This window comes from Comamonas sp. F1-6 (assembly GCF_039581415.1).
GTDB classification, from domain to species: Bacteria; Pseudomonadota; Gammaproteobacteria; order Burkholderiales; family Burkholderiaceae_C; genus Comamonas; species Comamonas thiooxydans.
Genome location: NZ_JBCPWN010000032.1, coordinates 17498 through 37920 on the forward strand (window position 1 = coordinate 17498; position 20423 = coordinate 37920).

Annotated in this window: 22 protein-coding genes; 19 read left to right on the forward strand and 3 right to left on the reverse strand. The window is 62.6% G+C overall.

What is annotated here, in order from left to right:
• Positions 1-126 precede the first annotated feature (126 nt).
• The 12 genes from fliG (at position 127) to fliR (ending at position 9635) form a co-directional block, all read left to right on the forward strand.
• Positions 127-1122 carry a flagellar motor switch protein FliG gene (gene fliG / locus AAIL66_RS22465; RefSeq protein ID WP_003059149.1) on the forward strand — a complete coding sequence of 332 codons (996 nt, stop codon included), beginning with the start codon at positions 127-129 and terminating at the stop codon, positions 1120-1122.
• Positions 1115-1942, forward strand: coding sequence for a FliH/SctL family protein (locus AAIL66_RS22470; protein WP_343497798.1), 828 nt, complete (start codon positions 1115-1117; stop codon positions 1940-1942). The genes fliG and AAIL66_RS22470 overlap by 8 nt, the downstream gene beginning before the upstream one ends.
• Positions 1939-3327 carry a flagellar protein export ATPase FliI gene (fliI, locus tag AAIL66_RS22475; protein WP_343497799.1) on the forward strand — a complete coding sequence of 463 codons (1389 nt, stop codon included), beginning with the start codon at positions 1939-1941 and terminating at the stop codon, positions 3325-3327. Before AAIL66_RS22470 ends, fliI begins: the two co-directional genes overlap by 4 nt.
• 33 nt (positions 3328-3360) lie before the next feature.
• Complete coding sequence (fliJ, locus tag AAIL66_RS22480; protein ID WP_343497800.1) at positions 3361-3825, forward strand: flagellar export protein FliJ; 465 nt, start codon at positions 3361-3363, stop codon at positions 3823-3825.
• 2 nt (positions 3826-3827) lie between these two features.
• A complete protein-coding gene (locus tag AAIL66_RS22485) occupies positions 3828-5144 on the forward strand; it encodes a flagellar hook-length control protein FliK (RefSeq protein WP_343497801.1) in 1317 nt (438 codons plus the stop codon).
• A 189-nt stretch (positions 5145-5333) separates the two neighbouring features.
• Positions 5334-5888 carry a flagellar basal body-associated FliL family protein gene (locus tag AAIL66_RS22490; protein ID WP_003065461.1) on the forward strand — a complete coding sequence of 185 codons (555 nt, stop codon included), beginning with the start codon at positions 5334-5336 and terminating at the stop codon, positions 5886-5888.
• Between the two features lie 15 nt (positions 5889-5903).
• The gene (gene fliM, locus AAIL66_RS22495; protein WP_003065459.1) at positions 5904-6908 is read left to right on the forward strand and encodes a flagellar motor switch protein FliM; all 1005 of its coding nucleotides are present in this window, start codon (positions 5904-5906) and stop codon (positions 6906-6908) included.
• Positions 6898-7332, forward strand: a complete 435-nt coding sequence (fliN, locus tag AAIL66_RS22500) for a flagellar motor switch protein FliN (RefSeq protein ID WP_003059131.1) — start codon at positions 6898-6900, stop codon at positions 7330-7332. The genes fliM and fliN overlap by 11 nt, the downstream gene beginning before the upstream one ends.
• A gap of 34 nt (positions 7333-7366) precedes the next feature.
• The gene (locus AAIL66_RS22505) at positions 7367-7756 is read left to right on the forward strand and encodes a flagellar biosynthetic protein FliO (protein WP_343497802.1); all 390 of its coding nucleotides are present in this window, start codon (positions 7367-7369) and stop codon (positions 7754-7756) included.
• Positions 7749-8498 carry a flagellar type III secretion system pore protein FliP gene (gene fliP, locus AAIL66_RS22510; protein ID WP_343497804.1) on the forward strand — a complete coding sequence of 250 codons (750 nt, stop codon included), beginning with the start codon at positions 7749-7751 and terminating at the stop codon, positions 8496-8498. The genes AAIL66_RS22505 and fliP overlap by 8 nt, the downstream gene beginning before the upstream one ends.
• Before the next feature lie 106 nt (positions 8499-8604).
• On the forward strand, positions 8605-8874 hold the full coding sequence (gene fliQ / locus AAIL66_RS22515) for a flagellar biosynthesis protein FliQ (RefSeq protein ID WP_003059126.1): 270 nt from the start codon (positions 8605-8607) through the stop codon (positions 8872-8874).
• The gene (fliR, locus tag AAIL66_RS22520) at positions 8871-9635 is read left to right on the forward strand and encodes a flagellar biosynthetic protein FliR (protein WP_343497805.1); all 765 of its coding nucleotides are present in this window, start codon (positions 8871-8873) and stop codon (positions 9633-9635) included. The genes fliQ and fliR overlap by 4 nt, the downstream gene beginning before the upstream one ends.
• Before the next feature lie 139 nt (positions 9636-9774).
• On the opposite strand, the gene AAIL66_RS22525 is transcribed toward fliR, so the two are convergent.
• Entirely contained in the window at positions 9775-10413 is a 639-nt protein-coding gene (locus tag AAIL66_RS22525; RefSeq protein WP_003065450.1) for a response regulator transcription factor, read from the reverse strand.
• Positions 10414-10468: 55 nt separating this feature from the next.
• Positions 10469-11590, reverse strand: a complete 1122-nt coding sequence (locus tag AAIL66_RS22530) for an ATP-binding protein (RefSeq protein ID WP_343497806.1) — start codon at positions 11588-11590, stop codon at positions 10469-10471.
• 118 nt (positions 11591-11708) lie between these two features.
• On the opposite strand from AAIL66_RS22530, the gene AAIL66_RS22535 reads away from it, so the two are divergent.
• The 7 genes from AAIL66_RS22535 to AAIL66_RS22565 are packed head-to-tail and all read left to right on the forward strand — an operon-like array spanning position 11709 to position 18144.
• A complete protein-coding gene (locus AAIL66_RS22535) occupies positions 11709-12158 on the forward strand; it encodes a hypothetical protein (protein WP_003065446.1) in 450 nt (149 codons plus the stop codon).
• A gap of 42 nt (positions 12159-12200) precedes the next feature.
• Positions 12201-12563: a response regulator gene (locus tag AAIL66_RS22540; protein ID WP_343497807.1), complete on the forward strand. Its 363-nt coding sequence runs from the start codon at positions 12201-12203 to the stop codon at positions 12561-12563.
• A 32-nt stretch (positions 12564-12595) separates the two neighbouring features.
• Positions 12596-14800, forward strand: coding sequence for a chemotaxis protein CheW (locus tag AAIL66_RS22545; protein WP_343497808.1), 2205 nt, complete (start codon positions 12596-12598; stop codon positions 14798-14800).
• Between the two features lie 50 nt (positions 14801-14850).
• Positions 14851-15339, forward strand: coding sequence for a chemotaxis protein CheW (locus AAIL66_RS22550; RefSeq protein ID WP_003077929.1), 489 nt, complete (start codon positions 14851-14853; stop codon positions 15337-15339).
• 17 nt (positions 15340-15356) lie between these two features.
• Positions 15357-16271 carry a CheR family methyltransferase gene (locus AAIL66_RS22555; protein ID WP_343497809.1) on the forward strand — a complete coding sequence of 305 codons (915 nt, stop codon included), beginning with the start codon at positions 15357-15359 and terminating at the stop codon, positions 16269-16271.
• 24 nt (positions 16272-16295) lie between these two features.
• Entirely contained in the window at positions 16296-17015 is a 720-nt protein-coding gene (gene cheD, locus AAIL66_RS22560; RefSeq protein WP_034353171.1) for a chemoreceptor glutamine deamidase CheD, read from the forward strand.
• Between the two features lie 13 nt (positions 17016-17028).
• Positions 17029-18144, forward strand: coding sequence for a chemotaxis response regulator protein-glutamate methylesterase (locus AAIL66_RS22565; protein WP_202795911.1), 1116 nt, complete (start codon positions 17029-17031; stop codon positions 18142-18144).
• Between the two features lie 111 nt (positions 18145-18255).
• Here the strand turns inward: AAIL66_RS22565 and AAIL66_RS22570 are convergent, their stop codons facing one another.
• Positions 18256-20142, reverse strand: coding sequence for an ATP-binding cassette domain-containing protein (locus AAIL66_RS22570; RefSeq protein ID WP_343497811.1), 1887 nt, complete (start codon positions 20140-20142; stop codon positions 18256-18258).
• Between the last annotated feature and the right edge of the window lie 281 nt (positions 20143-20423).

The window sequence follows — 20423 nt, forward strand, 5'->3', positions numbered from 1 at the left end:
TTGCGCCTTCCCCCTCTCTCTTTGGGAGGGGGACGATGCCCTCGCTGCGGGGCGGCGGGGCCGCCTAGGCCCTTGCTCGGCATCCCCGGCATGGGACGGTTGAATAACTAGTAGAGAGTTTTGAATATGGACGATAGAGGTCTGAACGACGCTGCCATCTTGCTGGTCTCCCTCGGTGAGGAAGAAGCGGCCGAGGTGTTCAAGCACCTCACGCCCAAGGAAGTGCAGAAGCTGGGCGAGACGATTGCCCGCATGCGCGGCGTGACGCGGGAAAAGGTGGATTTCGTGATCGACCGCTTCACCAGCGATGCCGCGTCGCAGAGTCTGCTGGTCGACGATGCCAGCGACTATGTGCGCTCGGTGCTCAAGCGTGCCCTGGGCGATGACAAGGCGGCGTTGCTGATCGACCGCATCATGCAGGGCGGCGATATCTCGGGCATTGAAAGCCTGAAGTGGATGGATCCGCTGTCGGTGGCCGAGCTGCTGCGCGGCGAGCATCCGCAGATCGTGGCGGCGATTCTGGTGCACCTGGAGTATGAGCAGGCTGCGGCCGTGCTGATGCAGTTCCCCGACAGGGCTCGCAGCGAGGTCATGCTGCGCGTGGCCACGCTGGAAGGCATTCAGCCCACGGCGCTCAAGGACTTGAACGAGGTGCTGTTCAAGGTGCTGGCGGGCGGCGACAAGGTGCGCAAGACCTCGCTGGGCGGCGTCAAGACCGCAGCCGAAATGCTCAACCAGATGGGCGGCAATGCCGATGTGGCGGTGCTCGACACCATCCGCAACTACGACCCCGAGCTGGCGCAGAAGATCATGGACAAGATGTTTGTCTTCGACGACCTGGTCAAGCTCGACGACCGCTCGGTGCAGCTGGTGCTGCGCGAGGTGGTGTCCGAGACGCTGATCGTGGCGCTCAAGGGCGGCTCCATGGAAGTGCGCGACAAGATTCTGGCCAATATGTCCATGCGTGCGGCCGAGTCGCTGCGCGAGGACCTGGAAGGCCGTGGCCCCATGCGTCTGTCCGAAGTGGAAGCCCAGCAGAAGGAAATCCTCAAGGTCGTGCGTCGTCTGGTCGAGGAAGGCCAGGTAACCATCGGCAGCGGTCCGGAGGACAGCTATGTCTAAGGGCCAGCCTCCGCGTTCGCACTCGCGCTTCATCCCGCAGGAAGAGATCGACGACAGCACCGTGGTGCAATGGCGCTTCGGCGCGGTGGATGCACAGGATCGCGGCGTCTTCGCGCCCGCACAGCAAGCGGCCTTCATACCGGCGGGGGTAGAGCATTTCAACGGTTTTTCCCCCTCTATTGCTCATCAGCCGCAGGCGCAGCCAGAAGTGCAGGCGGTGGAGCCGGTGGAGCCAGCCGAGCCGGCTTTCGACGAAGAGCAGCTGCAGCAGATGCTGGAGCAGGCACGCGCCGAGGGCCATGCACAGGGCCTGGCCGAAGGCCGCACCCAGACGCAGCAGCAATGGCAGCAGCACCTTGACGACCATATCAACGGCGCGGGCCGCGAGAGTGCTCAACGTGTCGACGGTGTGTTGCGGGGCCTGGAAGACAACTTCAAGCAGCTGCAGTCGGGCATGGCCCAGGAGTTGCTGAATCTGGCCTGCGATATTGCCCGCCAGGTGGTGCGCCAGGAGCTGCGCAGCCAGCCACAGGCCTTGTTGCCCGTGATTCGCGAGGCGCTGGACATGCTGGTCGACGAGAGCCGTCCGGTCACCGTTCGTCTGAACCCCGCGGACTTTGAACTGCTCGATGAAGCCCTGCGTGCCGAGCATGGCGCGCACAGCCGTATTCAGTGGCTGGGCGATGCCTCGATTGCCCCAGGCGATGTCAAGGTGGAGTCGGGCGGTGCCGAGATCGACGGAGGTCTGGACAAGCGCTGGCGCCGTGCCGTGGCGGCTCTGGGCCTGGTCTCCACCTGGTATGACGGAGACAAGGCATGAACCCCTGGCAGCAGTTCATGAGCCAGGCGCGCGCACGCTATGCCGAGTCTGTGCCGCTGGAATGCCAGGGCCGTCTGACCCGGTTGACCGGCATGGTGCTGGAGGCTTCGGGGCTGCGCGTGCCCGTGGGGGCGCAATGCCATATTCATCAGCATGGGCAGGAGCCTGTGCTGGCCGAGGTGGTCGGCTTTGCCGGCGAGCGCGCCTTTCTGATGCCTGCGGGCGATATTCAGGGTTTGTCCAGCGGCGCCATGGTGACGCCGGCAGCCCCCTTTGTTCCCGTGCCCCAGCTGGGCGTGATGGAGACCGAGAAGGTCAGCCAGACCGTGGGCGTGCTGCGTCTGCCCATGGGGGATGGCTTGCTGGGGCGGGTGGTGGATTCGCAAGGCACTCCGCTGGACCATGCGGGCGAGCTGGGCAGCGTGGTGCCCGAGGTGCTGGATCGCAACCCCATCAATGCCATGGACCGGGACCCCGTGCGCGAGTCGCTGGATACCGGTGTCAAGGCGCTGAACGCGCTGCTGACCGTGGGTCGCGGCCAGCGTCTGGGCCTGTTTGCCGGCTCGGGTGTGGGCAAGTCCGTGCTGCTGGGCATGATGGCGCACTATACCCAGGCCGATGTGATCGTGGTGGGCCTGATCGGCGAGCGTGGCCGCGAGGTCAAGGAGTTCGTCGAGGACATCCTGGGTGCCCAGGATCGCAGCCGTGCCGTGGTTGTGGCCGCTCCCGCCGATGCGCCGCCGCTGCTGCGCATGCAGGGCGCCAGCTACGCCACGGCAATCGCCGAGCATTTCCGCGACAAGGGCAAGCATGTGCTGCTGCTCATGGATTCGCTGACCCGCTATGCCATGGCCCAGCGCGAAATCGCCCTGGCCATCGGCGAGCCGCCGGCCACCAAGGGCTATCCGCCGTCCTGTTTTGCCAAGCTGCCAGCGCTGGTGGAGCGCAGCGGTAACGGCCTGCATGGCGTGGGCTCGATCACGGCCTTCTACACCGTGCTGTCCGAAGGTGACGATCAGCAGGATCCGATTGCCGATGCGGCCCGCGCCATTCTCGACGGCCACGTCGTGCTCTCGCGGGCTTTGGCCGAGACTGGGCATTACCCGGCCATCGATATCGAGCAGTCGGCTTCGCGCGTCATGCACAACGTGGTCTCGCGCGAGCATTTCGAGCTGGCACGTCGCTTTCGCGCCGTCTATTCGCGCTACCAGAAGGGGCGCGATCTGGTGCAGGTCGGCGCCTATGTCCCAGGCTCCGATCCGCAGCTGGACGAGGCGATTGCGCTGCAGCCCGCCATGACCGGGTTTCTGCAGCAAAGCATGTTTGAAAGCTCCAGCATGGAGCAAAGCCTGGCCGGCATGGCGCAAGCCATGCAGCGGGGCTGAGACTAAACGGGTTAGCCAGAGGGAGAGTCGCAGATGTCGTCCTTGAATGCCTTGAACGTCGCCATTGAAGCCGCAGAACGCAAGCGTGACGCGGCCCGTACCACCATGCAGGAGCGCCAGCGTGCTCAGCAGGCGGCACAGGCCCAGATGGATCAGCTGCAGGGCTATGTCCTGGAGATGCAGGCGCGCTGGGGGGCCCAGGAAGGGCTGGCCGTGCAGCCCGAGGTCATGCATCACCAGTACCAGTTCATGGAGCGCCTGCAGCACGCCATCGGCTTGCAGACCCGGGTCGTGGCCGATCAGGACATTCGGCTGGAGACCGCACGTCAGGCCCTGCTGGCGGCAGAGTTGCGCGTGACCAGCCTGCAGAAAGTGGTGCAGGCCCGCCACCGTGATGTGGCTCTGGCCCAGATGCGGCGCGAGCAAAAAGATACCGACGAGCGCGCCACCATGGCATTTTTTCGACGCAGCTTCGGCCTGCAACTTCAGGAGGCCTGAGCATGGCGGAAACCAGAATTGATGGCCCGCGCGGCGGCGAAGCGCGCACCGGCAAGGCCATGGCGCAGTCCATGAGCTCGGCCAAAAGCGCTACGGCTGCGGCAGGCGAGCCCGGCCAGGGCTTTTCATCGCTGCTGGCATCGCTGGACGGATTCGTGTCTGCAGGCCTGCCGCAGGCGGCGCAGCAGCCTGCCGAGACATCAGACGCGAAGCTGGCACCAGGCGAGCACGATGCGCTGCTGATCGCTCAAGGCCATGCGCCGTGGATGAGCCTGGTCGGACAGACCGCGCAGCTGGACGGGCAGGGCGACGCCGATCTGCGCCAGGGCGTGGCCACCGACTTTCTTTCAGGCAGAGGCCATGCCGCGCAACTGGCCCATCGCCAGGCTTTGCAGCCCGGGTCCGGGGAGGCGCATGCCGCATTCATGGGCAAGGATTTTCAATCAAATCAGGCTCAAACGTATACGACACAAGCGCAAGCAGCTATTAATTCTGATGCGACTGTCTTGCAGCCGCAGCAGGACGCAGCCGCGCAGGGGCAAGACAGCGGACACAGCGCGCTGGCTTCGGCGGCGGAAGAGGTGCCTGCTGCGCGCCTTGAGCCTGCTGTGCACAAGGCGCAGGCATTGCCGCAGCAAGGCATCAGCCTGCAGGGCATGACAGCCGTGCAGCCGCAGGCCCTGGAAGGTCTCAAGGATTTGCTGCGTGCGGCCCGCTCGCTCCAGCAGGATGAAGCTGCGCCACAGGGCAAGACGGCGGCAGTGCAGGGCGGGGCCGACCTGCAGGCCGCAGCCGCTGCTGTCGGGGCAGCCATGGGCGCAGCGAGCGCAGGCATGCAGGGCGGCGGTCAGAACGGCTCCGACTTCGGCCAAAGCCTGGCGGGGCAGGATGCCGCACCTACAGAGCGTGAGCAGGAAGTGTCCGAGCAGGTGGCCTTCTGGGTGCATCAGAAAACGCAGAATGCCGCGCTGTCGATCCAGCATGAGGGCAAGGCTATCCAGGTCCAGGTGCAGCTGAACGGCCAGGAGGCTCATGTGCGCTTTGCCGCAGGCGATGAGCAGGCACGCCAGCTGCTGGCCGACGGTCAGGCTCAGCTGCGCGAGCTTTTGCAGGCTCAGGGGCTGAATCTGAGCGGCGTCAGCGTGGATGCGGGCGGTGCCGATGCCCGGTCCGGAGGCGACAGCCAGGGCGATGACGTCCAGCGCGGCCAGGCCAGGGTGGCCCAGGTCTCGGTCAATGCTGCCGAGCTGCCCATGAGTGCGGCCAGCGCAGGCAATGGCGCGCGGCCAGTGCAGTCCGGCGTGGACCTTTTCGTGTAAATGATCGGTGCCGTCTCACGGAAACGGTGAGCCGGACATTGCGCGAAACCCGGAATGAAGCCGGGTTTCGCGCTTTTATTCGGGCAATGGTCAGAAGGGCGGGTGGCGAATAATTCAGGCGTGGATCTTCCGTGTCGCGGCAATGGCTGCGGGATGGATGCAGTCCCCCACTCTTGAGGAATACCCGCCGTGTCAGCCAATCCCAATGCCGCCCCTGTTGCACCTGCTCCTGCCAAAAGCAAGAAGCTGATCGTCATCGTGGCCATCGTTGCCGTGCTGGCCATCGTGGCTGCCGCAGCTTATGTGCTGATGATGCAGCGCCAGCACAGCAGCGCCGATGGCGAAGAAGAGGTTAGTGCCAAAGCCACAGTGCCCACTTTCCTGCCGCTGGACAATATGGTGGCCAATCTGGCCGACCCCGGCGGCGATCGTTTTGTGCAGCTGGGCATCACGCTGGAGCTGGCCGACGAAAAGACGGCTTCCACCGTCAAGCAATATCTGCCCAGCATCCGCAACGGCATTCTGATGCTGGTGTCCCAGCGCACGGCCGACGAGCTGCTGGCGCGCGAGGGCAAGGAAAAGCTGGCCGCCGACATTCTGACCGAGGTCTCGGCGCCGCTGGGCTTCGGCCCGAGCGCCAAGAAGCGCTCGCGTGACGACGAGGACGCCGACGAAGACAGCCCGCGTGCCAATCGCAAGGGGCCTGTGCGTCGCGTGCTGTTCTCCAGCTTCATCATTCAGTAAGCAGGGAGGGAGTGCATGAGCGATTCTTTTCTCTCCCAGGAAGAGGTTGATGCTCTTCTTGAAGGCGTTACCGGCGAAAGCCAGCGCTCCGAAGTGGTGGAGGTCGATCTCGGCCAGGTCCGCAGCTACGACATCTCCAGCCAGGAACGCATCGTGCGTGGGCGCATGCCCACCATGGAAATTGTCAACGAGCGCTTTGCCCGCAACTTCCGTATCGGCCTGTTCAACTTCATCCGCCGCAGCCCCGAGGTTTCCGTCGGCACGGTGACGGTGCAGCGCTACAGCGCCTTCCTGCGCGAGCTGGCTGTTCCCACCAATTTCAACATCATGGCCATTCGCCCGCTGCGCGGCAATGGTCTGATCGTCTGCGATCCCTCGCTGGTGTTCGGCGTGATCGACACGCTGTACGGCGGCACGGGGCGCCTGCAGACCCGCATCGAGGGGCGCGACTTCTCGACCACCGAGCAGCGCGTGATCAATCGCATGGTCAATGTGATCTGCGAGGAATACAAAAAAGCCTGGCATGGCATCTATCCGCTGGAGCTGGCCTATCAGCGCTCGGAAATGCAGCCGCAGTTCGCCAATATCGCCACGCCCAGCGAAATCGTGGTCTCCACGGCTTTTCAGCTGGAGATCGGCGATATCTCTGGTTCCATCCACATCTGCATGCCTTATGCGACGTTGGAGCCGATTCGCGATGTGCTGTATTCCTCGACTCAGGGCGACGCCATCGAGGTGGATCGCCGCTGGGTCAAGGTGCTGACGCGGGAGATTCAGGCCGCCGAGGTCACGCTGGTGGCCGAGCTGGCCCGCGCCGATGCCACGGTGGAGCAGCTGCTGGCCATGCGCCCGGGTGACTTTATCGAGCTCGACCGCGAGCCGCTGATTCGCGCCTCCATTGGTGGGGTGCCGGTTTTCGAGTGCCAGTACGGCACGCACAACGACAAATATGCAATCCGCGTGGAACGCAGCCTGCGCGGCGGCGAGACCAGCTGGATGGGAGAGAAGCATGGCAATTGACGACAACAACAAGCCCGCGGGAGACGATCCGTTCTCCGGCTGGGCCGAGGCGCTGGAAGAGCAGCGTCAGCATGACCAGGCCGTCGAAGGCCCCGATCTGTCCGACCAGGGCGGGCCGCTGGCGGGCGACGCCGCACGCAGCTATGGCGATGTGCCGGTACACGATATCAACATGGTGCTGGACATTCCGGTTCAGCTGTCCGTGGAGCTGGGCCGCACCAAAGTGCCCATCAAATACATTCTGCAACTGGCTCAGGGCTCGGTGGTGGAGCTCGATGCTCTGGCCGGCGAACCCATGGACGTGCTGGTCAACGGCTACCTGATCGCCCAGGGCGAGGTGGTGGTGGTCAATGACAAGTTCGGTATCCGCCTGACGGACGTGGTGACACCGTCCGAGCGTCTGCGCCGGGTCAGCCGTGGTTGATAACGCGGCAAACTCTGCGGCAGCGGCCCCTTCCATGTGGCCCACGCTGCTGCTGGTCGTCCTGTTTGTGGCGGTCATGGCTGCATTGCCCTGGCTGGTGCGTCGTCTGCAGCAAAAAAACCTCCTGCCCCGTGGCATGGGGATGGCCCGTGGTGTCGCCTCAACTCCGGCGCAGGTGCTGGGCACGCTGGCCATTGGCCCGCAGCAGCGGGTGGTGACCGTGCAACTGGGTGAAGGGGAGCAGGCCGTGCGCCTGGTGCTTGGTGTGACGGCGCAGCAGATCCAATGTTTGCATGTGCTGCAAGATCCGTCCGCATCCTTGCAATCTGCCCGCGCGGCCCATTCACCTGCCGTCTCATCGTTCACCGACTCGCTGATGCACGCGCAGGCCGACGAAGCGGCCCGGAATTCTGGAAATGTCTAAATTCGTCTCTCGTGCTGCTGCCGCTGTCCTGCTGGCCATGCCCCTGATGGCCGCAGCCCAGGGCGCATCCGCCAGTCTGCCGCTGCTGGTAGGCCAGGGCGCGGGCGGCACCAGTTATTCGGTGCCCATCCAGACACTGCTGTTTTTCACGGCGCTGTCGTTCCTGCCCGCCATCTTGCTGTTGATGACGGGCTTTACCCGCATCGTCATTGTGCTGAGCCTGCTGCGCCAGGCGCTGGGCACGCAGTCCGCGCCGCCCAATCAGGTGGTGATCGGTCTGTCGCTGTTTCTCACCATGTTTGTGATGGGGCCGACGCTGGACAAGGTCTATCAGGACGCCTATCTGCCCTATACGCAAAACAGCATCAGCTTCGAGCAAGCCATGGAAAAGGCCGAAGCCCCCATGCGCGGCTTCATGCTCAAGCAGACGCGCCAGTCTGACTTTGCGCTGTTCAAGCGCCTGGCCAAGCTGGATGCGAATGTCACGGCGGAAACCGCACCTCTGCGTGTGCTGGTGCCGGCCTTTGTGACCAGCGAGCTGAAAACGGCTTTTCAGATCGGCTTCATGATCTTCATCCCGTTTCTGGTCATCGACATGGTGGTGTCTTCCATCCTCATGTCGCTGGGCATGATGATGCTTTCGCCCGTGCTGGTGGCCCTGCCTTTCAAGCTCATGCTGTTTGTGCTGGCCGATGGCTGGAACCTGATCATCGGCTCACTGGCGGCGAGCTTTGCCACATGAGATACCCCTGAGGCGCTTGCCTAGGCAGCTCTTCCTCGGTGTCTCGCACCTTGAGCCAGGGCTGTTGCAAGCGTATTTGGATGCATTGAATTTTTAAGAGAAGCTCATGACCTCTCAGTTTGTTCTGACCTTTGGCCGCGAGGCGTTGACCCTGCTGCTCATGATCTCCATGCCGGTGCTGGGTGTGGTCATGGGCGTGGGTCTGCTGGTGAGCGTGTTTCAGGCCGTGACCCAGGTGCATGAGGCCACGCTGGCTTTTGTGCCCAAGCTCATCGCCGCCGTGCTGGTGTTTGCCGTGGCCGGGCCGTGGATGCTGTCCACGCTGGTGGATTTCATTCGTCGCACCATAGAAAGCATTCCAGGTTCGGTGGGATGATTTCCTTTAGCGAAGCGCAGATTGCCGCCTGGCTCTCGCCACTGATCTGGCCGTTTGTGCGCGTGCTGGCGCTGTTCACCACGGCGCCCGTGTTTTCTCAGAAAGCCATTCCCATGCGACTCAAGGTGGGGCTGGCTTTTCTGGTTGCGCTTTGCGCGCAGCCGGTGCTGGGCGAGCAGACGGTGGTCAGCATTGCCTCGGCCCAGGCACTGGGCACTCTGGTGCAGCAGGTGGTGATAGGTCTGTCCGTGGGTTTTTCCGTGCGCCTGGTGATGGCGGCCATTGAAGTCGCCGGTGAAGTGGTGGGTCTGCAGATGGGCCTGAACTTCGCGTCTTTCTTCGATCCGACCAGCAATGCCCAGCTCAGTGCCGTGGCGCGCTTCATGGTGCAGATCGCCACCTTGCTGTTCATCGTCATCAATGGTCATTTGCTGGTGTTGATGGCGGTTCTCAAGAGCTTTGAGGCATTCCCCGTCGATGGCAACTTTCTGCAGGCCATCTCCCAGATGCGAATCCACGAGATGGGCAGTGCCGTTTTTGCCAGCGCTTTCTGGATTGCCCTGCCCATGATTGCCATGCTGCTCTTCGTCAACCTGGTGCTGGGCATCATCTCCCGTGTCGCGCCGCAGATGAATATCTATGCCGTGGGCTTTCCTGTCACCTTGACTGTGGGGCTGCTGGGCCTGACGGCGACCCTGCCTTTGCTGGAGCAGCCCCTGGTGGCCTTGCTCCAAAAGGGGATGGCAGTCTTCGGGGTTTAGTGCGAAAACTATCTTTTTGATAGCATGGTGCGCTTTGTGGAACAGGGATAAGACCCGCTTTTGCCTCAAGCGAAAAAACTGACTCGATGCGGGCGCGCAAGCCAGTGATGGCCATCCAGCGCATGGTCCGCCGCGCGGCTCAGGGCGTATCTATCAGTCCGTTCTTGATGGCATAGGCGGTCAGCTCCGCGTTGCTGCCCATGCCCAGCTTCTCCAGCACCCGTGCCCGGTACACGCTCACCGTCTTGGGGCTGAGCATCAACTCCTGCGCAATATCGGTCTGGCGCTGACCGCTGGCAATCTTCAGCAGCGTCTGCATCTCGCGCTCGGACAAGGTTTCATGCGGCACGGGAGCGGCAGGCTGGGCCAGGCTGTCGGCCAGCATCTGGGCCACTTCGGCAGTCAGGTATTTGCGTCCGCTGTGGACGGTGCGCACGGCGTCGATCAGCAGCACCGGATCCCCCGCCTTGTTGGCATAGCCGGCCGCGCCGGCCTTGATGCTGCGCAAGGCGTACTGGTCTTCGGGATACATGGAGACCATGATGACGCGGATCTGCGGATGCGTCTCGCGCACGCTGGCCAGCACTTCCAGGCCGCTGCGGCCCGGCATATTGATGTCCAGCAGCAGCACATCGCAAGCTGCATCGCGCAGTTGCTCACGCAGTTCGGCATAGCTGCCGGCTTCTGCGGTGACGCTGATGTCCGTCGCCTCTGCCAGGGTGTCGCGTATGCCCCGGCGCAAAATGGCATGGTCGTCGCACAGCACCACGTGAATCAAGGTCGCTCTCCCAGGAAGTCAGATGGCAGACCGGACAAGCGCGTGGTTGGGTGGCTCATGCCTGGATCTCTGCCAGAGGAATGGTGAGAATGATAGAGGTTCCTCGGCCGGGGTGGCTACTCACATCCAGCCAACCTTGAATTGTTCGCGCGCGCTCACTTAGACCTCGAAGTCCGAAAGACTGAGGCTTTTTGCGATCATCCTGGCTCAGACCTACCCCGTTATCTGTTACTTCCAGTGTCAAAAAACCCTCGTGGTCGGACAAATCCAGCGTCACCTGGCTGGCTTGTGCGTATTTGCTGATATTGGTCAAGGATTCCTGTGCCGTTCGGTAGACCACCACCTGCTGCGCGGGTGCTATTTCCATATGCTCACGGCTGGTGTGCAACCGGGCTGGTATGCCGGTACGGCGCTCGAAGTCCTGGGCCAGCCATTGCACGGCGGCCACCAGCCCCTGATCCAGCACGGGCGGGCGCAGGTTCTGCATGATGCGCTGGCTGGCGCCCAGGGCGTGTTCCAGCATCTCCAGTGCCGATTTGGCATGCTCGCGCTGCTTGCCCTCGGCGCTGTTGCGGATCAGCCAGGCCAGATCAAACTTGACGGCAGTGAGCGAGCCGCCTATGTCGTCGTGAATCTCGCGCGAGATATTGGCACGCTCCTGCTCGATGCTGGTGTGCAGGTGTTCGGTCAGCTCGGCCAGGCGCTTTTCGGACTCGGCCAGCTGCAGTGCGGCGCGGCGGCGGGCTCGCCTCGCCTCATGGACCTCCATGGCGCGCTTGATGACATGGGGCAGGCCGTTGATCTGGTCCTTGAGCAGATAGTCGCTGATGCCCAGCCGCATGATGTCCACGGCGGCGGATTCGCCGATGGCGCCCGACAGCAGCACAAAAGGAGGGGCGTCGGCACGGTCGCACACCAGATCCCAGACGTCGAGAGCCGTGAAGCCGGGCAGATGATAGTCCGCCAGAATCAGGTCGAAATCCTGTGTCTCAAGGGCGTCCTGTACCTCCTGCAGACTGTCCACGGCCGTGAGCGTGCAGGGCAGCTGCCCGCGCTTGAGACTCAGGCGTGCCAGAGCCTGATCTGCGACAGAGTCTTCAATATGAAGGATTTTCAAGGTCTGATTCCGGAATTGCATATCGCCAAGGACGCTATCATTGGATACATTTTGGAACATCGAGGGCTGTTGTCGTCAGGTCGTGGCAGTGTGTCACGGGGGACGGACTGCTGATTGGTTCATTTCGTGGAGCATGGCGGCAGGGCCGTCATGATGGTTTTACGCAGTTGGAGTAACAATGCAGACGATGCAAAACCCTTCGGGTGTGCCTGCAGTTGCCGTGCCGGTGATGGTGGCTGCGGAGCTGCAGGATGCCTTGCTGGTCACGCTGCGTGATCTGCAGCGTCTTGAAGGGCTGCTGGACCATGCCACGCACAATCTGCTGGAGCGCTTCGAGCAAGTCAACGGGCAATTGTCGCAGCCGGCCTTGCCCGATTCGGCTGCGCTGGCTACAGCACGTGAGTCGCTGCGGCTGGCCGTGACCGAGCTCCAGTTTCACGATATGTCGTCTCAGCTGATTGCCCATATGGCACATACCTTGCAAGCCTGCGCTTTCAGGCTCGGGGCTGCCGCCATGGGCAGGGATGAGGATGAGGCGGAGTCCGCCATCAGTCTGCCAAACCTGCCCGAAAAGCCCAATCCCGTCACGCAAAGCGAGATGGATGCAGGCTCTGTGGAGCTGTTTTGAACTTCTACCCTGTTTTCCGTTGCCCGTCTGTTGGAGCTGTACATGCGATCGATTCTGGCTGTTGATGATTCCCCCTCGATGCGAAAGATGGTGTCTTTCACGTTGAGCAGTGCTGGTTTTAAGGTGGTGGAAGCCGTCGACGGTGTGGATGCGCTGGAAAAAGCACAGGCGCAAAACATCGATCTGGTGCTGGCTGACCAGAACATGCCGCGTCTGGACGGCATCGGTCTCACGCGCAAGCTCCGTGAAAACCCGAGGTTCAAGGGCACGCCCATCCTCATACTGACCACGGAATCCAGCGATCTGATGAAGCAGGCGGGCCGGGCCGCAGGTGCCACGGGCTGGCTGGTCAAGCCCTTCGATCCCAATCGATTGATCGAAGTTATTCAAAAAGTGCTGCGTTAAGCCGATAACAACGAATCACAGCAGGAAACACCATGGCGGATACACACCAGGATGGCGCAGGTTCGGGCGCAGACTTCGACCTTAGCCAGTTCTATCAAATCTTTTTCGAGGAAGCCAGCGAGAACCTCGACCAGATGGAGCAGATGCTGCTCAGCCTGGATCTTTCGGCCGCCAACGATGAAGAGCTCAACGGTATTTTCCGCTGCGCTCACTCCATCAAGGGCGGTGCGGCGACCTTCGGCTTCTCGGATGTGACCGAGCTCACGCACCGCATGGAATCCCTGCTGGACCGCCTGCGTCGCCATGAAATCACGCCCATCCCCGAGATGGTCGATGTGCTGCTGGAGTCGGCGGACGCCAGCCGCAGCCTGCTGGCACGTCACCAGTCTGGTGATGAGGGCGAACCGGTTTCCACTGCGGAACTGGTGGTGCGCATCGAAGCTCTGGCCCAGGGCCTGACCGAAATCCCCCAGGTCAACCGCAGTGCCGCGGCTGCCGAGCCTGTGCAGCCAGCTGCCGTTGTTGCCGCGGTGGTGGCGGATACGCCCGCTCAAGCTCCGGCCCCTGCGGCAGCCCAGGTGGCAGAGCCAGGCCCTGTGATCGGTACCGAGCCTCCCGAAGGTGCGCGCGAGCTGATGATCGAGATCGGCCCGCTGTCCAGGCTGGAGCTGGGCGATGCCATCAAGGAGCTGTTCCGGGATATTCCGGGTCTGGGCACGATTCAAGATCAGGTCGGCACCAAGGCCGATCACCGCCTGTTCAAGGTCAGAACGGTGTCCACCGATGACGAGCTGCGTGATCTGTTTGTCTTCCATGTCTCCAAGGAGCAGGTGCAGATCAGCGATGCCGCCCAACCGCAGTCCGCAGCCGAGCCCGTGGTCGAGCAGCTGGAAACCGTGGTGGATGAAGAAGCCGCCATGCCGCCCCACAATCTGCCGGCCGAAGAAGCCTACGGTTTTTTTGCGGGCGCTCCGGGCAGCCCCGAGGCTCAGCAAAATCAGGAGCATGCCGTGATTGGCGGCGCTGGGGGCACGGTGCAGAAGGCCACACCCAAGGCTGCCGCTGCGCATATGGAGTCCACCAGCATCCGCGTGGATGTGAAGAAGGTGGACCAGCTCATCAATCTGGTGGGCGAGCTGGTCATCACCCAGGCCATGCTGGCGCAGAACAGCCAGGGGCTGGACCCGACGACCTATCAGCAGCTGCTGGCCGGTCTGGCCGATCTGGATCGCAACACACGCGACCTGCAAGAGTCCGTGATGTCGATCCGCATGATTCCCATGTCCACGGTTTTCAGCCGCTTCCCGCGCATGCTGCGCGACCTGGCGGGCAAACTAGGCAAGAAGATCGATCTGGTCACGCTGGGCGAAGCCACCGAGCTGGACAAGGGCCTGGTCGAAAAGATCACCGATCCGCTGACCCATCTGGTGCGCAACAGCGTGGACCACGGCATCGAGATGCCCGAGGACCGCATCGCTGCAGGCAAGTCCGAGCATGGCACGCTGACGCTGGCGGCATCCCATCAGGGCGGCTCCATCGTCATCGAGGTGCGCGACGACGGCAAGGGCATGAATCGCGAGAGGATTCTGAACAAGGCGCGCGAGCGCGGCATGGATGTCTCCGACAGCATGCCCGACAGCGATGTCTGGCAGCTGATCTTTGCGCCCGGCTTCTCCACGGCCGATGTGGTCACCGATGTCTCGGGCCGTGGCGTGGGCATGGACGTGGTCAAGCGAAACATCACCTCGCTGGGCGGCACGGTGGAGATCGAGTCCGTTGCCGGCGTGGGCATGAAGGTGGCCGTGCGCCTGCCGCTGACGCTGGCCATCATGGACGGCATGTCCGTCGGGGTGGGCGAAGAGGTCTATATCCTGCCGCTGTCCTCGGTGGTCGAGTCCTTCCAGGTCAAGGCCGACGATGTCAACACCGTGGCCAATGGCACGCAGCTGGTCAAGGTGCGCGACGAATACATGCCGGTGATCGCGCTGGAGCGAACTTTCCAGGTGCCGCGCGCCGATGAAAGCCAGACCAGCAACATCATGGTGGTGGTCGAGGCCGAAGGCAGCCGCGTGGCGCTGCTGGTGGACGAGCTGCTGGGCCAGCACCAGGTGGTGGTGAAGAACCTGGAAAGCAATTACCGCAAGGTGCCCAATGTCTCGGGCGCCACCATTCTGGGCGACGGATCCGTTGCGCTGATTCTGGATACGGGCGCTCTGGTGCGCCGTACCCGCCATTGAGGCCGCTGGCCTGAGCCGTCGCCGAGCCGAACAACGCAGAGAGAGCTGACATGAACATCATCAACAAGACTGCCGAAGGCGTGGCCACCGGTGCCCGCGAATATCTGACCTTCCGCCTGGGCGAGGAGGAATACGGCATCGACATCCTCAAGGTGCAGGAAATCCGTGGCTACGAGCAGCCCACGCGCATTGCCAACGCACCCGAGTTCATTAAGGGAGTGGTCAATCTGCGCGGCACCATCGTGCCCATCGTGGACATGCGCCTGCGCTTCAACTGCTCCGAGGTGGAGTACAACGCCTTTACCGTAGTCATCATCCTGAACCTGCGCAATCGCGTGGTCGGCATTGTGGTGGACTCGGTCAGCGATGTGATGGAGCTGCCCGCCGATGCCGTGCGTCCCGCACCCGATATCGAAAGCGCCATCGACAGCGGCTGCATTCTGGGCCTGGGTTCTGTGGGCGAGCGCATGCTGATCCTGCTGGACATCGAGAAGCTCATGGGCAATGTCGACATGGGCCTGGTGGCCTCCGAAGCCTGAGCGCGCCAGAGGTCCGTGTGCTGAACCTGGGACGTAGCGCTTCATTCGCAGCCTCTCCTGCCAGGCTTGAGCAGGACGATGAGGCGCTGCCGGGCGCCATGTCCGGCCCGCTGGCGCAGGGGCGCGAGTTCGTCTGGTCCAACCGCGACTTTGCCCGTGTGCAGGCCCTGATCTACAAGCGTGCTGGCATCAGCCTGCATGACGGCAAGCATGCCATGGTCTACAGCCGTTTGTCGCGCCGCCTGCGCGAGACCGGGCATGAGAGCTTTGTCAGCTATCTGGACTGGCTGGAGAGCATCAATGACGGGCCCGAATGGCAGGAGTTCGTCAATGCTCTCACCACGAATCTGACCTCGTTCTTCCGCGAGCAGCACCACTTCGACATCCTGGCCCAGCATCTGCGCAGCCACAAACCCGGCGGCAATGGCTGGAAGGTATGGTGCAGCGCGGCCTCCACGGGGGAGGAGCCTTATTCCATCCTGATGACGGCCGTGGAGAGTCTGGGCAGTTCGGCCAGCTTTCAACTCATGGCCAGCGATATCGACTCGCGCGTGCTGGATACCGCCTCGCGCGGCGTGTACCGGGCAGAGAATCTCAAGGGCGTGAGCACCGAGCGGCTGCACCGCTTTTTCCTGCGCGGGCGCTCGGCCAACTCGGGCATGGTGCGGGTCAAGCCGGAGTTGCGCCGCATGGTGGACTTTCTCAACGTCAACCTGATCGCTGGAGATTGGCCGTTCCGGGAGAGCTTCGACATCGTCTTCTGCCGCAACGTGATGATTTATTTCGACGCACCGACCCAGCGTCGCGTGCTGGAGCGCATTCATCAGGTGATGCGTCCGGGCGGGCTGCTGTTTGTCGGTCATGCCGAGAACTTCAGCGATTCGCGCGATCTGTTCGCGCTCAAGGGCAAGACCGTCTATGAGCGCCAATGAAGCTGAAGGGCAGGGCTGCAAGTCATGAGGAATCTGAGCTCTCCGCTGGATCTGCCAGCCAGACCCCTGCGCGGCAACAGCTTCGTGCCCCAGGGCTATCCTGATCCGGCCATGCCGGCGCCGGTCTCATCGCTGGAGCAGCTCAAGCGCCAGCCGCGCCAGCCGGGCGAGGCCTCGTTCTTCTACTACGACCCGCACTTCCAGCTCAATTCGGCCAAGGTGTTGCCGGGCGAGTACTTTGTCTCGCGCGACGAGATGGCCATCGTCACCGTGCTGGGTTCCTGCATCGCGGCCTGTCTCTGGGATCGATTCATGCGCATTGGCGGCATGAACCACTTCATGCTGCCCGATGGCGACAGCAGCGATGTCTCGGGGCGCTATGGTTCGTACGCCATGGAGCTGCTGATCAACGAGATGCTCAAGCTGGGCGCACGGCGCGAATCCATGCAGGCCAAGATTTTTGGTGGCGCCCAGGTCATGGCCAATTTCACGACCATGAATGTGGGCGAGCGCAACACCAGTTTTGTGACAGAGTATCTGCAAACCGAGCGTATTCCCATCGTCTCCGAGGACGTGCTGGATATCTATCCGCGCAAGGTGGTGTTTTTTCCATCCACGGGCAAGGCCATGGTCAAGCGCCTGGCACACGCCCATCCCGAGGCATTGGTGCAGCAGGAAATCAGTCGCGGCAGCGCGGCTGCGGTGGCACGCAATACGGCGGGCGGCTCGGTGGATCTGTTTTGAGGAAGGTTGAGCGTTGTTAAAGCCAAAAATCCGGGTGATCGTGGTGGACGACTCTGCGTTGGTGCGCAGTCTTCTGGCCGAGATCATCAATCGCCAGCATGACATGGAGTGCATCGGCTCGGCCAATGACCCGTTGATCGCACGCGAAATGATCCGCGATCTGAACCCCGACGTCATCACGCTGGATGTGGAAATGCCCCGCATGGACGGCATTGATTTCCTCGGGCGGCTCATGCGCCTGCGTCCCATGCCCGTGGTGATGATCTCCACGCTGACCGAGCGCGGTGCCGAAGTCACCATGCGCGCCCTGGAGCTGGGTGCCATCGACTTTGTGGCCAAGCCCCGCGTCGGCGTGGCCAACGGCCTGCAGGAGCTGGCCAGCCAGATCGTGGACAAGATCCGCGTGGCCGCCGTGGCCCAGGTGCACCGCCTGCCGGTGGTGCCGCACGGCGTAGCTGCGGCAGCGAGTGCGGGCGCCAAGCCTGCAGCGCCGCGTACGCCGGCGGCTCCCAGCCTGCTGGGTCGCATCTCGACCGAAAAAATCATCGCCATCGGAGCCTCCACGGGGGGGACGGAAGCGATTCGTGAGGTGCTCACGCATCTGCCGGCCGACTGCCCGGCCATCGTCATCACCCAGCACATGCCGCCGGGCTTCACCACCAGTTTTGCGGCACGGCTCAACAGCCTGTGCCAGATGACGGTCAAGGAAGCCACGCACGGCGAGCGTTTGCTGCCCGGCCATGCCTATATCGCCCCTGGCGGCAAGCATTTCTCCATCACGCGCAGCGGTGCCAACTATGTGGCCGTGGTCGATGATGCGCCGCCCGTCAACCGTCACAAGCCCTCGGTGGAAGTGCTGTTCAAGTCCGTGGCCGCCAGCGCCGGGCGCAATGCCTACGGCATCATGCTCACCGGCATGGGAGCCGATGGCGCCACCGCCATGCGCGAGATGCGCGATGCCGGCAGCTACAACCTGGTGCAGGATGAGAGCACCTGCATCGTCTTCGGCATGCCCCGCGAAGCCATTGCCCATGGTGCGGCCGACGAGGTGCTGCCTCTTCCGCAGATCGCCCATGCCCTGCTGACCAAGCTGCGCGGCGGCTCGGACCAGGTACATCACCGCATCTAAGATTGCATAAAAAGAGAGCGCCTTGCGCTTGTCAGATAATGACTTCAGGCTTCTAAAGCTTTGAAATCAAGACCTGACAGGCGAAAGGCGCTCTCTTATTTGATGATCTGATTATTCAGACAGCAAGGTCCAGCGCTCCAGCGCCTCCATCAGTGCTTCATCGATCTCCGCGTCGCGCTGGTGCATGGCGACGGCCTTGGCGTTGTCGCTGGCAAACAGGCTGCCGTCGGCCAGCGCTTGCTGAATCTGCTTTTGCTCGGTCTCCAGTGCGGCAATCGCGGCCGGCAGGGCTTCCAGCTCGCGCTGATCCTTGTAGCTGAGCTTCTTCTTGGGGCTGGCCGCAGCGTCGGTGCGGCTTGCGACGGGCTTGGGCTCCTCCTTGGGGGCGGACTTGGCCTGTGCGGCTTCGGCCATGGCCTTGCTGCGGCGCGATTGCTCCATCCAGTCCGTCACGCCACCTTCGTATTCACGCCAGTGGCCGGGACCTTCCCAGGCAATCGTGCTGGTGACCACGTTGTCGAGGAAGGTGCGGTCGTGGCTGACCAGAAAGACCGTACCGTCATAGCTTTGCAGCAGGTCTTCCAGCATGTCCAGGGTTTCGATGTCCAGATCGTTGGTCGGCTCGTCCAGCACCAAAACATTGGCCGGCCGCGCAAACAAACGGGCCAGCAGCAAGCGGTTGCGCTCGCCGCCTGACAGCGATCGGACCGGGGAATGCGCACGCGCCGGAGAGAACAGAAAGTCCGCCAGATAGCTCTTGACGTGCTTCTTCTGGTTGCCAATCTCGATCCATTCGCTGCCGGGGCTGATGAAGTCCTCCAGCGTGGCATCCAGATTCACCTGATGGCGCATCTGGTCAAAGTAGGCCACTTGCAGATTGCTGCCCAGGCGCACCTGGCCGCTGTCTGGAGCCAGCTCGCCCAGAATCATCTTCAGCAGCGTTGTCTTGCCTGCGCCGTTGGGGCCCAGCAAGCCGACCTTGTCGCCACGCAAAATGGTGCCGCTGAACCTTTCAACGATCTTCTTTTCGCCAAAGGACTTGCTGACATCGGTCAGCTCGGCCACGATCTTGCCCTGATAGCCGTCGCCCTTGCCGGATGCGATATCCATGTTCACGCTGCCCAGCACATCACGGCGCTGGGCACGGCTGGCACGCAATTCCTGCAGACGGCTGATACGGCTCTGGCTGCGGGTGCGGCGGGCTTCCACACCCTTGCGGATCCAGACCTCTTCCTGGGCCAGCAGCTTGTCCGCCTTGGCGTTGATGACGGCTTCCTGGCTGAGCTGCTCTTCCTTTTGCAACACATACTGGGAGAAGTTGCCGGGGTAGGTGCGCAGAACGCCCCGATCCAGCTCCACGATGCGGGTGGCGATGCGGTCCAGAAAGCTGCGGTCATGGGTGATCGTGATCACGCTGCCCTTGAAGGCAATCAGCAGCTCTTCCAGCCACTCGATGGAGTCCAGGTCCAGGTGGTTGGTCGGCTCGTCGAGCAACAGGACATCGGGGCGGGCCACCAGAGCCTGGGCCAGCGCCACGCGCTTGCGGGTGCCGCCGGACAGGCTGCCTACCAGAGCATTCGGGTCCAGATGCAGGCGCTGCAATGTTTCCTCTACGCGCTGCTCCCAGTTCCAGGCGTCATAAGCCTCGATCTGTGTCTGCAACTCGTCCAGATCCTCGCCCTCGCCGCCAGCCAGGTAGCGCTCACGAATCGCAATCACGGCGGCAATGCCGTCAGATGCCGACTCGAAGATGGTGTGCGCAGGGTTCAGGTCGGGCTCCTGCGCCACATAGGTAATGCGGACCCCGTTCTGCACCTGGAGCTGGCCGTCATCGGCCTTTGCCAGGCCGCCCAGAATCTTGAGCAGTGAAGACTTGCCGGCGCCGTTGCGGCCGATCAGGCCGACGCGCTCGCCGGTCTCCAGGGAAAAATTTGCGTGGTCCAGCAGGGCCACGTGCCCAAACGCCAATTGAGCGTCTAACAAAGTAATCAGTGCCATCGTGCCAGCATTATCGTTGGCCTCCATAGAGACAGCGGCCGTAAGGCCGCTGTCTCTATCTCTGTCTATGGACACAGCCCATGCAAAGACCACGCTGACAGATGAATCTTTTGTGTCAGAAGCGGCCTGGCTAGGGTTTCACCTATGCTATAGTTCGATCCATCGCAGCAAACGACTGCCTCGCAAAACTTCAAAAGTTCTTGTGCAGCGCCTCGGAAGTTGTGATACACTGCAAGGCTTCGCTGATCGCAGCAAGCAACGAGATTCAAGATCGGGTTTTC

Bases quoted from the DNA above. Each gene is read 5' to 3' on its own strand.
- fliG (WP_003059149.1), top strand. From the start codon at position 127: ATGGACGATAGAGGTCTGAACGACGCTGCCATCTTGCTGGTCTCCCTC.
- AAIL66_RS22470 (WP_343497798.1), top strand. From the start codon at position 1,115: ATGTCTAAGGGCCAGCCTCCGCGTTCGCACTCGCGCTTCATCCCGCAG.
- fliI (WP_343497799.1), top strand. From the start codon at position 1,939: ATGAACCCCTGGCAGCAGTTCATGAGCCAGGCGCGCGCACGCTATGCC.
- fliJ (WP_343497800.1), top strand. From the start codon at position 3,361: ATGTCGTCCTTGAATGCCTTGAACGTCGCCATTGAAGCCGCAGAACGC.
- AAIL66_RS22485 (WP_343497801.1), top strand. From the start codon at position 3,828: ATGGCGGAAACCAGAATTGATGGCCCGCGCGGCGGCGAAGCGCGCACC.
- fliM (WP_003065459.1), top strand. From the start codon at position 5,904: ATGAGCGATTCTTTTCTCTCCCAGGAAGAGGTTGATGCTCTTCTTGAA.
- fliN (WP_003059131.1), top strand. From the start codon at position 6,898: ATGGCAATTGACGACAACAACAAGCCCGCGGGAGACGATCCGTTCTCC.
- AAIL66_RS22505 (WP_343497802.1), top strand. From the start codon at position 7,367: ATGTGGCCCACGCTGCTGCTGGTCGTCCTGTTTGTGGCGGTCATGGCT.
- fliP (WP_343497804.1), top strand. From the start codon at position 7,749: ATGTCTAAATTCGTCTCTCGTGCTGCTGCCGCTGTCCTGCTGGCCATG.
- fliQ (WP_003059126.1), top strand. From the start codon at position 8,605: ATGACCTCTCAGTTTGTTCTGACCTTTGGCCGCGAGGCGTTGACCCTG.
- fliR (WP_343497805.1), top strand. From the start codon at position 8,871: ATGATTTCCTTTAGCGAAGCGCAGATTGCCGCCTGGCTCTCGCCACTG.
- AAIL66_RS22530 (WP_343497806.1), bottom strand. From the start codon at position 11,590: ATGTTCCAAAATGTATCCAATGATAGCGTCCTTGGCGATATGCAATTC.
- AAIL66_RS22535 (WP_003065446.1), top strand. From the start codon at position 11,709: ATGCAGACGATGCAAAACCCTTCGGGTGTGCCTGCAGTTGCCGTGCCG.
- AAIL66_RS22540 (WP_343497807.1), top strand. From the start codon at position 12,201: ATGCGATCGATTCTGGCTGTTGATGATTCCCCCTCGATGCGAAAGATG.
- AAIL66_RS22545 (WP_343497808.1), top strand. From the start codon at position 12,596: ATGGCGGATACACACCAGGATGGCGCAGGTTCGGGCGCAGACTTCGAC.
- AAIL66_RS22550 (WP_003077929.1), top strand. From the start codon at position 14,851: ATGAACATCATCAACAAGACTGCCGAAGGCGTGGCCACCGGTGCCCGC.
- cheD (WP_034353171.1), top strand. From the start codon at position 16,296: ATGAGGAATCTGAGCTCTCCGCTGGATCTGCCAGCCAGACCCCTGCGC.
- AAIL66_RS22570 (WP_343497811.1), bottom strand. From the start codon at position 20,142: ATGGCACTGATTACTTTGTTAGACGCTCAATTGGCGTTTGGGCACGTG.